The 12,490-nt window shown below is 48.9% G+C and carries 17 protein-coding genes and 3 pseudogenes; 12 read left to right on the top strand and 8 right to left on the bottom strand.

Annotation, left to right across the window (positions count from 1 at the left end; genetic code table 11):
* The first annotated feature begins 101 nt into the window (after positions 1-101).
* Both ACTNC0_RS17010 and ACTNC0_RS17005 read left to right on the top strand, forming a co-directional pair.
* Entirely contained in the window at positions 102-884 is a 783-nt protein-coding gene (locus ACTNC0_RS17010) for a DNA-methyltransferase (protein WP_441088325.1), read from the top strand.
* A 197-nt stretch (positions 885-1,081) separates the two neighbouring features.
* Positions 1,082-1,789: pseudogene (locus ACTNC0_RS17005) on the top strand (terminase TerL endonuclease subunit); the annotation flags it as partial.
* 60 nt (positions 1,790-1,849) lie between these two features.
* Here ACTNC0_RS17005 and ACTNC0_RS17000 read toward each other — a convergent pair.
* A complete protein-coding gene (locus ACTNC0_RS17000) occupies positions 1,850-2,254 on the bottom strand; it encodes a putative toxin-antitoxin system toxin component, PIN family (protein WP_441088324.1) in 405 nt (134 codons plus the stop codon).
* Positions 2,255-2,257: 3 nt separating this feature from the next.
* Positions 2,258-2,527, bottom strand: a complete 270-nt coding sequence (locus ACTNC0_RS16995; RefSeq protein WP_441088323.1) for an AbrB/MazE/SpoVT family DNA-binding domain-containing protein — start codon at positions 2,525-2,527, stop codon at positions 2,258-2,260.
* Between the two features lie 218 nt (positions 2,528-2,745).
* Here ACTNC0_RS16995 and ACTNC0_RS16990 point away from each other — a divergent pair, with 218 nt between their 5' ends.
* The 7 genes from ACTNC0_RS16990 (at position 2,746) to ACTNC0_RS16960 (ending at position 6,744) form a co-directional block, all read left to right on the top strand.
* Positions 2,746-3,042 (top strand): type II toxin-antitoxin system Phd/YefM family antitoxin, encoded by a 297-nt coding sequence (locus tag ACTNC0_RS16990; protein ID WP_441088322.1) that lies wholly within the window; start codon positions 2,746-2,748, stop codon positions 3,040-3,042.
* Entirely contained in the window at positions 3,039-3,362 is a 324-nt protein-coding gene (locus ACTNC0_RS16985) for a type II toxin-antitoxin system RelE/ParE family toxin (protein WP_441088321.1), read from the top strand. Before ACTNC0_RS16990 ends, ACTNC0_RS16985 begins: the two co-directional genes overlap by 4 nt.
* An 81-nt stretch (positions 3,363-3,443) precedes the next feature.
* A complete protein-coding gene (locus ACTNC0_RS16980; protein ID WP_441088320.1) occupies positions 3,444-4,799 on the top strand; it encodes a phage portal protein in 1,356 nt (451 codons plus the stop codon).
* Complete coding sequence (locus ACTNC0_RS16975; protein ID WP_441088319.1) at positions 4,720-5,583, top strand: head maturation protease, ClpP-related; 864 nt, start codon at positions 4,720-4,722, stop codon at positions 5,581-5,583. Before ACTNC0_RS16980 ends, ACTNC0_RS16975 begins: the two co-directional genes overlap by 80 nt.
* Positions 5,584-5,607: 24 nt before the next feature.
* Entirely contained in the window at positions 5,608-6,198 is a 591-nt protein-coding gene (locus ACTNC0_RS16970) for a major tail protein (RefSeq protein ID WP_441088318.1), read from the top strand.
* Between the two features lie 4 nt (positions 6,199-6,202).
* Positions 6,203-6,580, top strand: coding sequence for a hypothetical protein (locus ACTNC0_RS16965; protein WP_441088317.1), 378 nt, complete (start codon positions 6,203-6,205; stop codon positions 6,578-6,580).
* Positions 6,577-6,744 carry a hypothetical protein gene (locus ACTNC0_RS16960; protein ID WP_441088316.1) on the top strand — a complete coding sequence of 56 codons (168 nt, stop codon included), beginning with the start codon at positions 6,577-6,579 and terminating at the stop codon, positions 6,742-6,744. The genes ACTNC0_RS16965 and ACTNC0_RS16960 overlap by 4 nt, the downstream gene beginning before the upstream one ends.
* A 211-nt stretch (positions 6,745-6,955) precedes the next feature.
* Here the strand turns inward: ACTNC0_RS16960 and ACTNC0_RS16955 are convergent, their stop codons facing one another.
* The 3 genes from ACTNC0_RS16955 to ACTNC0_RS16945 are packed head-to-tail and all read right to left on the bottom strand — an operon-like array spanning position 6,956 to position 7,977.
* Positions 6,956-7,198 carry a hypothetical protein gene (locus tag ACTNC0_RS16955; RefSeq protein ID WP_441088315.1) on the bottom strand — a complete coding sequence of 81 codons (243 nt, stop codon included), beginning with the start codon at positions 7,196-7,198 and terminating at the stop codon, positions 6,956-6,958.
* On the bottom strand, positions 7,179-7,700 hold the full coding sequence (locus ACTNC0_RS16950; RefSeq protein ID WP_441088347.1) for a DUF3990 domain-containing protein: 522 nt from the start codon (positions 7,698-7,700) through the stop codon (positions 7,179-7,181). The genes ACTNC0_RS16955 and ACTNC0_RS16950 overlap by 20 nt, the downstream gene beginning before the upstream one ends.
* A 55-nt stretch (positions 7,701-7,755) precedes the next feature.
* Positions 7,756-7,977 (bottom strand): DUF3791 domain-containing protein, encoded by a 222-nt coding sequence (locus ACTNC0_RS16945; protein WP_441088314.1) that lies wholly within the window; start codon positions 7,975-7,977, stop codon positions 7,756-7,758.
* A 165-nt stretch (positions 7,978-8,142) separates the two neighbouring features.
* Between ACTNC0_RS16945 and ACTNC0_RS16940 the strand changes: the two are divergent.
* A pseudogene (locus ACTNC0_RS16940) lies at positions 8,143-8,256 on the top strand (phage tail tape measure protein); the annotation flags it as partial.
* 279 nt (positions 8,257-8,535) lie between these two features.
* Here ACTNC0_RS16940 and ACTNC0_RS16935 read toward each other — a convergent pair.
* From ACTNC0_RS16935 to ACTNC0_RS16925, 3 genes are read right to left on the bottom strand one after another with little or no spacing between them, the layout of a single operon-like run.
* Positions 8,536-8,787 (bottom strand): hypothetical protein, encoded by a 252-nt coding sequence (locus tag ACTNC0_RS16935; protein ID WP_441088313.1) that lies wholly within the window; start codon positions 8,785-8,787, stop codon positions 8,536-8,538.
* Positions 8,768-9,340, bottom strand: coding sequence for a DUF3990 domain-containing protein (locus ACTNC0_RS16930; RefSeq protein ID WP_441088312.1), 573 nt, complete (start codon positions 9,338-9,340; stop codon positions 8,768-8,770). Before ACTNC0_RS16930 ends, ACTNC0_RS16935 begins: the two co-directional genes overlap by 20 nt.
* Positions 9,334-9,558 carry a DUF3791 domain-containing protein gene (locus ACTNC0_RS16925; RefSeq protein WP_441088311.1) on the bottom strand — a complete coding sequence of 75 codons (225 nt, stop codon included), beginning with the start codon at positions 9,556-9,558 and terminating at the stop codon, positions 9,334-9,336. The genes ACTNC0_RS16930 and ACTNC0_RS16925 overlap by 7 nt, the downstream gene beginning before the upstream one ends.
* A 154-nt stretch (positions 9,559-9,712) precedes the next feature.
* On the opposite strand from ACTNC0_RS16925, the gene ACTNC0_RS16920 reads away from it, so the two are divergent.
* Together ACTNC0_RS16920 and ACTNC0_RS16915 are read left to right on the top strand one after the other, a co-directional pair.
* Positions 9,713-12,307: a phage tail tape measure protein gene (locus tag ACTNC0_RS16920; RefSeq protein ID WP_441088310.1), complete on the top strand. Its 2,595-nt coding sequence runs from the start codon at positions 9,713-9,715 to the stop codon at positions 12,305-12,307.
* A gap of 98 nt (positions 12,308-12,405) precedes the next feature.
* A pseudogene (locus ACTNC0_RS16915) lies at positions 12,406-12,490 on the top strand (hypothetical protein); the annotation flags it as partial.

The following is a 12,490-nucleotide window of genomic DNA, read 5'->3' as shown; positions in this document are numbered from 1 at the left end:
ATTTTGCCCTTGAAAAATCCTATATATAGAGGGACTTGATTTTGAGGCTTGTCCCTCTCCTGGATATAGGTTTCTACACCATGCTAAGGAGAGAAATCCAATTGAAATGTGAACTGTACAATGAGAACTTCCAGAATTTCAAATCCTACAACATCCCCAAGGCGCAGCTGATCATCGCGGACATCCCCTACAACATCGGGAAGAACTTCTACGGAAGCAACCCTTCCTGGTATGTGGGCGGCAACCGGGAGAACGGGGAAAGCAAGCTGGCAGGAAAAGCCGCCTTCAACACGGACTTCTCCTTCAACATCACCGAGTTCTTCCATTTCGTCAGCCGGATGCTGAGGCCCGACCCCAAGAAGAAAACCGAAGGGAATGAACCGCCCTGCATCCTTGTGTTCTGCTCCTACGAGCAGCAGTTCGAGGTGATTGAGAAGGCAAAGGAGTACGGTTTCAAACACTACATCCCGCTGACCTTCATCAAGAACTACAGCCCCCAAGCGCTGAAAGCCAATATGCGTGTGGTTGGAGCCACCGAGTATGGTCTGGTGCTGTACCGGGACAAGCTGCCGAAGTTCCGCAACGAGAGATACACCGATGCCAAAGGCGTGGAGCATGGCCGGATGGTATTTGACTGGTTCGAGTGGGGAAAAGACGGGAAGGAGATTCCCCGACTGCACCCAACCCAGAAGCCGGTTGCCCTGCTGGAAAAGCTGATCCAAACTTTCACCGACCCCGGCGATGTGGTCATTGACCCTTGTGCGGGAAGCGGCTCCACGTTACGAGCGGCCCACAACCTTGGCAGACCCGCTTACGGCTTTGAGGTGGATAAGCACCGGTTCAAGGCCGTGATGGACAGCGACATGCTGAAATTTGAGGACTGACACCTACTGAGAAATCGGTGGGTGTTTTTTATTGGAGGAACAAGATGAAAGTTGAATTGGTCGGATACAGCCAGCTGGCGAATGGCAAAGGCGACCCCATGGCTCTTGCCGAGCTGGCGGCTTCGGTTTGCTATGACAGCAATCCCACGGAGAGATGCAGCATTGTAAGGCAGTGCATCGCTTCCGGGCATATGTCGGTGGCATCGCTGACACGGTTTATCCCGGAGCAGATCTATGACCTGGGCAACACCCCCATCGATATGGAAGCCTTAAAGGGCCGTGACTGTTATGGTGGTCTGGACCTATCCAGCACCGGAGACATCACGGCTTTTGTGCTGATATTCCCACCGCGCACCGAGGACGAGAAATATATCGTGCTCCCGTTCTTCTGGATTCCAGAGGACACCATTCCGCTGCGTGTGCGAAGGGCATCGGTTCCTTATGATGTCTGGCATCAGCAGGGCTACCTTATGGCCACCGAAGGCAACGTCATCCACTACGGCTTCATTGAGAAGTTCATTGAGGACCTGGGCAAGCAGTACCACATCCTGGAGATTGCTTTCGACCGGTGGGGTGCAACGCAGATGGTCCAGGACCTTGAGGGCATGGGCTTCACGGTGGTTCCCTTCGGCCAGGGCTTTAAGGACATGAGCCCGCCCACCAAGGAGTTCTATAAGCTCCTGATGGAAGGGAAGATCATCCACGGCGGCAATCCGGTCCTGCGGTGGATGGCAGGAAACGTTGTGGTGGACCGGGACCCGGCAGAGAACATCAAGCCCACCAAGGCCAAGTCGCCGGAGAAGATAGACGGCATCGTCGCCACCATCATGGCGCTTGACCGCTGTATCCGCAACCAAGGTCAGCAGGGAAGTGTGTATGATGAACGTCCGCTGATCGTATTTTAGGCAAAGCCAAAAGGCTAACAAAAAAAGAGTACCTGGCATCACACCAGATACTCAAAAGGGTTACTGCTGATTTATAAAAAAGGATGGGTCTATGATTTTCGGATTGGTAACACCGGATTCAAGAAAGTCCTTGTCACCGGTAAGAAGAATGTCAACGTTGGCGAGCTGAGCGGCTCTCAGAATCGGGCGGTCCTTCACATCTCGGATTTTGTTTTCATCCGGCACTTCGTCAACCGGAGTGGGGATGATTTCAAACGCGATAGAAGCCATTGCGAGGAACTGATTCAGGCTATCGATACGCTTTGGAAATTTGCGGTTGAACACACGGCGAAGTTCATCAATGCTCCAGTCGCAGACGATTCCTTTGTTTGGGTAGGTAACCGCTTTGATATAGGCCTTCGCAGCAGTTCCATTTGGGAAAAGGGCAGCGGAAATCAGAATGTTTGTGTCGAGAAGTATTCTCATGGGTTATTCACCCTCGTTTCTCATCTCAGAAATCATTGCCATGACATCTTCTTCGGAGCTGATTCCTGATTCGGCTGCCGCACCGGACATGTTGGATTGAAGAAGCTGCATGGCATAGGTTGCCGCATTCACCAAGCGGACACTGTCGGACCCATCAACAATAAAAGTTACACGGTCTCCGCAGGAAAGACCAAGCAAATCGCGGATGTCTTTCGGAATGGTAATCTGCCCCTTTGACATCACTTTTGCGTTATCAACAAATGTTGTTGCCATCTTAATATGCACCTCCTAATAAAAGTAGGGTAAGTAGGGTAATCCCTACTTATAGTATACGCAGTTTGAGATGAAATATCAAGATGAAGATGCAGAAATTCACAGAAAAGATTCATTTGTGCAAGGAGGGAAACAGCGATTGTTTTTTGAGCACATCTTGACAAGGTAGTCAAAAAGGAGTATAATATGACTACAAAACAAGATGAGGAGGTATGGTTATGACAGGCGCAATTTCCATCAGGCCATCCAAAGACCTGCGGACAAATTATGCTCAGATATCAGCGTTATCAAGGGAGAATCCTGTGGCAATCACAGTCAATGGGAAAGAGGATACGGTCGTACTCTGCCACGATGATTTTGTTGAACAGCAGAATTATATTATGGAGCTTGAAGCGAAACTTGCGGTTTATGCGCATTTGGCCCAGGCAGCTGATGATCTGAAACTCGGAAGGGTTCAGAACATGGATGAGGCATTTGATGACATTCTGTCTGAATTGGATGGACTTGAGTTATGAGTTACACCGTAAGGCTGACAGACACTGCAAAACAGGATTTGCGTGAGATCGCATTTTGGATTGCCGAGCAGTCCAAGGATATTGAAATCGCAAAGCGTTTTGTAGGCGAGCTGAGGGAAGTGTGTAAAAAACTGGATACTTCCCCGAATGCGGGAGGAATCCCCAAAGACAGAGTCATCCGCAGTGCGGGGTATCGGTTTACCGTCCACAAGGAGTATCTGATCTTCTACCTGGTTGACGAAGAGGAAAAACAGGTAAACGTGATGGCAATATTCAATGCCAAAAAGGATTATATGCGCGTAATGAAAAAATATATCTGAGTCTATTTCAAGTATGGATGAAGCATCTTAGAGAAATCTAGGGTGCTTTTTTCATGCACTTTTTGAAGGGAGAAAACAACAATGGGAATTCTCAGTGGTTTGTTTCGGACCCGTGATGGCCCCAAGAACGCCACATCCGGCAGTACGTACAGTTTCTTCATGGGAACTTCCGCAGCTGGAAAGAGCGTGAACGAACGGTCCGCCATGCAGATGACGGCGGTGTACGCCTGTGTGCGCATCCTGTCGGAGTCCATTGCGGGTCTGCCGCTGCACATGTACCGATATGAGGAGGATAGCAGCAAGACCAAGGCGGTGGAGCATCCGCTCTACCATCTGCTCCATGATGAGCCGAATCCCGAGATGACCTCGTTCATCTTCCGGGAAACCCTCATGAGCCATCTGCTGCTGTGGGGCAATGCCTACGCACAGATCATCCGAAACGGCAAGGGAGATATCATTGCGCTGTATCCGCTGATGCCCAACCGCATGAAAGTGGAGAGGGATGCAAAGGGCCAGCTCTACTATGAGTACCAGACCATGAAAGAGGACGCACCCACCATGAAAGGTGCGGTCTACCAGTTAGACCCCAGTGAAGTCCTCCATGTTCCGGGGCTTGGCTTTGACGGCCTTGTGGGTTACAGCCCCATCGCCATGGCAAAGAACGCTATCGGCCTTGCAATCGCAGCCGAGGAATATGGCAGCAAGTTCTACGCCAATGGTGCTGCGCCCAGCGGTGTGTTGGAGCATCCGAACGTCCTGAAAGACCCTGCCAAGGTCAGGGACAGCTGGAATGCCGCTTTCGGAGGAAGCAGCAATTCCCACCGTGTGGCAGTCCTCGAAGAGGGGATGAAATACACCCCCATCTCCATCAGCCCCAACGAAGCGCAGTTCCTGGAGACCCGAAAGTTCCAGATCAATGAGATTGCTCGAATCTTCCGTGTGCCGCCTCACATGGTTGGTGACCTGGAGAAGTCAAGCTTTTCCAATATTGAACAGCAGTCTCTGGAATTTGTGAAATACACCTTGAATCCCTGGGTGTGCCGGTGGGAACAGGCGCTGCAGAGAGCACTCCTTTCCGATGATGAGAAGGGGAAGTACTTCTTCCGGTTCAACGTGGAAGGACTACTGCGCGGCGATTATCAGAGCCGCATGAATGGCTACGCTACAGCAAGGCAGAACGGCTGGATGTCTGCCAACGATATCCGTGAGCTGGAAAACCTCGACCGCATCCCTGCGGAGCTGGGCGGTGATCTTTATCTGGTAAACGGCAACATGCTCCCCCTGTCTCAGGTGGAACAGAACAATGCCTATGCCAGCAAAGATAAATCAGAAACTTTGAAGAAGGAGGAAACGACCGATGAAGAACAAGAAGTTCTGGAGGTGGACGAATCTGGCACCGGAAACCGGGCAGGAAAGCGAAGCCGAACGAGTCCTTGAGCTCTACGGCACCATTGCCGAGGAATCCTGGTTCGATGATGATGTCACCCCGCAGATGTTCCGGGAGGAGCTTTTTGCAGGGAATGGCCCGGTCACCATCTGGCTCAACTCGCCCGGCGGAGACTGCATCGCAGCCAGCCAGATCTACTCCATGTTGATGGATTACACCGGCAGCGTAACGGTGAAGATCGATGGCATTGCGGCATCTGCTGCATCCGTCATCGCCATGGCTGGTACTACGGTGCTCATGGCACCGACTGCACTGATGATGATCCACAACCCCATGACCATGGCTTTTGGGGACAGCGGGGAAATGCAAAAGGCCATCGATATGCTGGATGAGGTGAAGGAGTCCATCGTCAACGCCTATGAGATCAAGACCGGCATGAGCCGCGCCAAGATTTCCCACCTCATGGATTCGGAGACCTGGATGAACGCGGGCAAGGCCATCGAGCTGGGTTTTGCGGATGACATTTTGGAGGACAAAAAGAAGAAGTGTGCCACGGATGACGTGGCTTTTTCTTTTGCCGCAAAGTCCTCTGAGATGCGGCTTTTGAACAAGCTGGAAGGTAAGTTCAGAACCAAGCCTGCGGCCAATCCCGAAGCCAAACCCCAGAAGCCCCCGCAGGATACCCCTGGGGCAAACCCCGCATCCGAACCCGAAACCGAACCCGTAAACGAACCCGAAACCAAACCCGAAGACAAGCCGGACACTCAGGAGTGCCCTCTGGCTCCGGCTGAAGAATACCAGGGCGCGAACATTGCCGATCTCATGAAGGTCTGAACCTGACCTTACGTGCGCTTTTGTATGCAGATCGAGAGGCGAGGTTTTAATGGATATCGCAAGGTAAAATTCAATATCCGTAACGTGCATTATGCACTTCTGACCATCGCTGAGGATGGCTCCTATTCCTTTGGTACACCGGTTCCGATGCCCGGCGCGGTATCGCTTTCCATGGACCCCAATGGTGAGCCTTCCGTATTCTATGCGGATGGATATGCGTACTACACCATTTCCAACAACCAGGGGTATGAAGGCGATCTGGAACTTGCTATGGTGCCGGATTCTTTCCGTACCGATGTCTTGAAGGAGAATCTGGATAAGAACAAGGTGCTTGTGGAGGAAGCCTCTGTGGCGACCGAGCAGTTCGCCCTGCTGTTTGAGTTTGATGGGGATATCAACAAGATCCGCCATGTGCTCTATAACTGCTCGGCTGCACGTCCGACCATTGAATCGGCAACCACCGAAGATGAGATCGAAGTCAAGACGGAAACCTTGTCCATCAAGGCCAGCCCCTTGCAGAACGGTCTTGTTAAGGCAAGGACCTCTGCCACCACGACTTCGACAGCATACGACAACTGGTACAAGAGCGTGTATGTACCTGTGAAGGAGGTATAAGAATATGGCACTGACAAAAACGATCGAGATCGACGGCAAGGAGGTAATCTTCAAAGCCTCTGCCGCAATCCCTCGTATCTACCGCATCAAGTTTGGCCGGGATATCTATAAGGACCTGGCAAAGCTTGAAAACAGCGTCTCCAAAAACAAGGAAGAGAGTTCCGAAATCGACATCCCTTCTTTGGAGATGTTTGAAAATATCGCCTACGTCATGGCAAAACACGCTGATCCTTCCATCCCGGATACACCGGAGGAGTGGCTGGATGAGTTTAATACGTTCTCCATCTACCAGGTTCTTCCGAGCCTGATCGAGCTCTGGGGCCTGAATATGAAGCGGGACGTACAGGCAAAAAAAGCACTCGCCCAACTGACCGGGAAATGACAACACCACTGTTCCTGCTCAGGTGTGTACAGTTGGGCCTTTCCATCAGCGAACTGGATTTACTGACCATCGGGATGGTAAACGATATGTTCGCGGAAAGCAGGAATGATGAATACAAAGGCTATCATGAGCTGGCTACGCAGAAAGATTTCGATCTATTTTAACCATAGTCAATGTGCTGGAATTGGAACAGTGTGAGATAACAGAAAAAATCCCCCATCAGCAGGAAATAAGCTAATGGGGGAAAGATGTTATTTGTCGTCGTAATGACCCCGGCAATGGGCTATAAAGATTTTTCCATGACAAGCTGATATGGGCAGATTCTGAGCGTGAAAAATCCCCACTCAGCCGCGTGTGACTGGGCGGGGAAGAATATCAAGCTGATTTTTTTGAGTTGCAGAAATCATAAAGGCTAAGAAGGTAGTCTGAACTCTCTTTCCAAATTTCTGTACTGTAATCGAAAAGTGCATTATAAACGCGGGAGCTTGTAAAACGAAGCAATGCTTCTTCGTAGGGGATGTCTTCACGAGCAGAAAGAGAGATAACTGCATCACGCATGGCAGTAACCGCGCAACTCTCTTTTTGGGAATCAGTGAAATTATAGCTTGATGTCTCCATAGCGATCACTCCTTATGAATTCCAGATGGTCTATGGCATCTTGGGTGCGGAAACAGAACTGATCCTGCAGACGATTTGGCAATAGCTTTTTGATTGCCTCTCTATCTGCCTCTGGAGTTCCAGGAACTCCAAAATCTGCGCCGCTTATATAACGTTGAAGGGTTCGAGCTGTTTGGTCATCAGCAATCTTACCGCCGATAATATCGATGGTGCTGTATTTCTTTATGAGCTGTGGGAACAAATCCTTTTTTCGGTTTGCAGCTACGAAATGCAGCCATTCAACGCTTGCTCCCTGAAAGCAGTAAGCGAGAATGTTGGGGTCATAGTGGAATTTGTATACAGAAATTTGCCCATCATTAGGGTTAAAGTCCTCAGAGACGGTTCCGATGCGGATAGCCTTCCTGACTGAAAGTTGGACATAATGGTATGCCTGCTCATAAGAGGATGTAAGGTAAAAGCCACGTCCAAAGTCGAGACCACTAAAGCAACGGTCAAGATCGATTTCTGGAATACCAATGTGCTTCCGTGGTACAGCAGCATTTCATCGTGCAGTTCTATCATACGGCAACACCTCGGTTCCTTAAGAGAGTTTCAACGTCGTGAAGGACACAGGCATAACCATTGATATGGAGAATATCGTAGCACTCCGAAATAAAACCGAGAATATCGTATTTTTTGAAGAGTGCGGAGCAATCGGCTGCGGACATGTTCCATTTTGATTGAGCCATACGAAAAACCCAGCACTGCATATCAGCAATATCAATATCATGTTCACTCATAGAGCATTCCCTCCTTGAGTATATTTTTTCAATTTAAGTATAGCTCGATTTTTCCGGATTATCAACAGGTATTTTGCGAACTAACGGAATTAATCTAAGGCCTGTCTGCTTTAAGCGGATGGGTTTTCTTTATGCCACAGAGGAGGTGAGGCAAGTGCAAATCGAATCAAAGGAATTACAGTAGAAATTGGCGGAGATACTACCAAGCTACAGAATGCCTTAAAAGGTGTCAATTCCAGTATCAAGACCACCCAGGCTGAACTGAAAGATGTCGAGAAACAAAGAATTCGCCCAACTGACCGGGAAATGACAACACCCTTGTTCCTGCTCAGGTGTTTACAGTTGGTCTTTCCATCAGCGAACTGGATTTACTGACCATCGGGATGGTAAACGATATGTTCGCGGAAAGCAGGAATGATGAATACAAAGGCTATCATGAGCTGGCTACGCAGAAAGATTTCGATCTATTTTAACCATAGTCAATGTGCTGGAATTGCAACAGTGTGAGATAACAGAAAAAATCCCCATCAGCAGGAAACAAGCTAATGGGGAAAGATGTTATGCTGAAACGGGATCAGTGGGATTTAGGGTATCTTCAAAGGTATCCCGGAGATAATCCGGCCCTTCCCTCCAAAGCCCGGTGGAATAATCAAACAGCATTTTGTATGCCGGAGATGACGCAAACTGGAAAAATAGGTTGGAGAAAGGAATTCCGGTATCCTTACTGTAATCTTCAAGCATGGCGCGCATAACGCTGACCGCGCACGCTTCTCGCTGCTGATCAGTTATTTCAAATGTGGTTGAAATCATAGCAATCACTCCTTATGAATTCGAGAGACTGGATGACTTTTCCGTTGCAAAAACAGAATTGGTCTTCCAGACGATTTGGTAGCAGCAGTGTGATGGCGATGCTGTCTGCCTGTTCAGAACCGGGTTCCCCATAAGCACCGGTAGTATAAAGCTGAAGAGTGCGGGCAGTTTGGTCATTGGCTATTTTCCCGCCGATAATGTCGAATGCGGCGTATTGTTTTCGAAGGTCGGGAAAAAGCGTGCCTCTTCGGCTTGAAGCGACAAAATGGAGCCAGTCTCGGTCAGCCGATTGAAACAGGTGGACAGATGTTTCTGGCGTAAGATGAAGTTTGAATACGGAGATGTATCCTGAAGTAGTATCGGCGGGCAGTTTTCCTTCCTTGACCTGCTTGTTGACAGACAGCGGAACAAAGTTCTGTGCTTGCTTATAGGAACTTGTAACGTAGAAACCACGCCCGAAATCTTTGCCCGCTTTGCATTTGCCAAAATCGATCTGAGATACCCGTGTGAAGCTGCCGTGATAAAGAAGCATTCCATCAGTTAAAGTCAGCATACGGAAACACCTCGATTCTTCAGCATTTCTTCGACATCATCCAACACGCATTCATAGCTGCTTAAGTGGAGGATGTCATAGCAGCTAGCGATAAAACCAAAAACATCGTTATCCTGAAATATTTTCGAGCAGGCTTCGGGGGATTTCTTCCATTTTGATTGAGCCATACGAAAAACCCAGCACTGCATATCAGCAATATCAATATCATGTTCACTCATAGAGCATTCCCTCCTTGAGTATATTTTTTCAATTTAAGTATAGCTCGATATTTCCGGATTATCAACAGATATTTTGTGAATTAACGGAATTAATCTAAGGCCTGTCTGCTTTAAGCGGATGGGTTTTCTTTATGCCACAGAGGAGGTGAGGCAAGTGGCAAATCGAATCAAAGGTATCACAGTAGAAATTGGTGGAGATACCACCAAGCTGCAAAATGCCTTAAAAGGTGTTAATTCCAGTATCAAGACCACCCAGGCTGAACTGAAAGATGTCGAGAAACTGCTGAAGCTCGATCCCGGTAATACCGAGTTGCTTGCTCAAAAACACCGTCTTTTAGGCGATGCAGTAAAGGAAACCAAGGAGAAACTGGCTACCCTGAAAACTGCCGCAGAACAGGCAAACGAGGCCCTGGCAAAGGGCGAGATTTCTCAAAGCCAGTATGATGCCCTGCAGCGTGAGATTATTGAAACCGAGCAACAACTAAAGGCTCTGGAGAAGCAAGCAAACGAATCTTCCGTGGCTTTACAAAAGATTGCCGCGACAGGTGAGAAATTAAAGAGCACCGGAGATACCATTGCTTCAGCTGGAGAAAAGATGCTGCCGGTTACCGCAGCGATTACAGGACTTGGTACGGCGGCTGTCACGACTGCTGCAACCTTTGAATCCTCCATGAGCCAGGTACAGGCAACCATGGGAATTACCAGGGATGCGATGTCTGAGGTGGATGGTCAATCTGTCAACACCATGGATACCTTATCCGCTCTGGCTAAGAAGATGGGAGCCGAAACGGCCTTCTCAGCAAGCCAGTGCGCGGAGGCATTAAACTATCTGGCATTGGCTGGATATGATACCCAGCAGATGGTCGATACACTTCCGACTGTGTTAAACCTTGCAGCCGCTGGCAGCCTGGACCTTGCATCTGCTTCGGATATGGTGACCGATGCCATGTCCGCCCTTGGTATGGGAGTGGAGCAGGCTGGAACGATGGTTGACCAGATGGCCAAGACGGCATCCAGCACCAACACATCGGTGGCGCAGTTAGGTGAGGGTATTCTTACCATTGGCGCAACTGCCAAATCCATCAAAGGTGGAACCGCAGAACTCAATACGGCTCTTGGTATCCTGGCCAATAACGGTATCAAAGGCGCAGAAGGTGGTACCCATCTTCGTAACGTGATCCTGTCCTTGCAATCTCCAACGGATAAGGCTGCGGCATCCATGAAGGAACTTGGTGTTTCGGTCTATGACTCTGAAGGTAACATGCGCTCACTCAACGATATCCTGGGTGACCTGAATACCTCGATGTCCGGCATGACCTCTGCTGATAAGCAGAACATCATCTCGACCATCTTCAATAAGACCGACCTTGCTTCTGTTAATGCGCTGTTAGCCAACACCGGTGATGCCTGGGATGAACTTCAAAGTTCTATAGCTGATTCCTCTGGCGCAGCGCAGCAGATGGCAGACACACAGCTCGATAACCTTTCGGGTCAGTTAACCATTTTAAAGTCAGCTCTTGAAGGGCTGGCTATTTCTATTGGGGAACTGCTTCTACCTTATATTAAGGCGATCGTCGGCGGCATTCAGGGCTTTGTGGATTGGCTCAATTCACTGGATGAAGGCGTGAAGAAGGTCATCGTCACGGTTGGTTTGATTGCCGCAGCGGTTGGCCCGGTATTGATTGTCATTGGTAAGGTGATGAGTTCCGTAGGTACCATCATGACCACTGTTCCCAAGCTGGTAAGTATGGCAAGTACGTTGGCTTCCGGCATAAAGGCTTTGTGGGGGGTACTTGCGGCAAATCCGGTGGGGGTTGTCATTACGGTCATCACAGCCTTGGTGGCCGCTTTTGTGTATCTTTGGAATACCAATGAGGAGTTCAGGAATTTCTGGATTGGCTTGTGGGAGAGCATCAAGAGTGCAGTGGTATCTGCGGTGGATGCGATTGGCGCATTTTTGTCTTCGGCATGGGAAGGCATAAAAACTACGGCAGAAACAGTATGGAACGCAATCTCTGGATTCTTTACCAGCTTGTGGCAGGGCATTCAGACCGTGTTTACAAACGTGGTAACTGCAATCAGCACGTTCCTCAGCACAGCCTGGACAAATATCCAGACGACCGCTTCCAATATCTGGAATGGAATCAGTGGCTTTTTCACTTCCATCCTGAGCGCCATTCAGTCGGTGTTCACCACTGTCTGGACTGCGATACGGAATGTGATTACAACAATCACTTCTTCAATCCGCAATACCATCTCCACGATTTGGAATGGTATCAAAAGTACGGTTACAACCATAGTAAACGGCATTTTTTCCGCTGTATCTTCCGTTTTCAATAATATCCTCTCTGCGGTGAGTGGCATTATCTCAAACGTAAGGAATGTCATCGTGAGTGGATTCAATGCGGCAAAGAGCTATATTGTTGGACTTGCCTCTCAAGCCTTTGGCTGGGGTAGGGATATCATTTCAGGGATTGTGAATGGTATCCGTTCCATGATCGGTTCAGTGGTATCCGCCGTATCAAATGTGGCAAGCACAATCCGTTCTTACCTTCATTTCTCTGTGCCAGATGAGGGGCCGCTTACCGACTTTGAATCCTGGATGCCGGATTTCATGTCAGGACTTGCGAAAGGCATTGAAGATAATAAAGCTTTGATTGCCAGAGCCATACAGGGTGTATCGGACACACTTGATTTATCGCATGCCGTACCGGATATGGAAGCAAGTGTATCCTCATCTTTTTTGTGAAGAAGTGAGTAAATATCTTTATATCCAGAAAAGATGAGGATAAAAATATCGTGAGGATAAGCCACATTATCCGAATGTTAGGATAATGTGGCTATACTGATATGAGGAAGTCAATAGATGGGTTATATGCCATCATCCAGGATAAGTTTCCGGAAACAGAAAGTTCCAATGCGCTCTACCTTT

Source organism: Blautia sp. HCP3S3_B11, assembly GCF_052064435.1.
In the GTDB taxonomy this organism is placed as follows: domain Bacteria; phylum Bacillota; class Clostridia; order Lachnospirales; family Lachnospiraceae; genus Blautia_A.
Note: the sequence above shows the minus strand (reverse complement) of the source record. Positions and strands in the feature narration are given on the sequence as shown.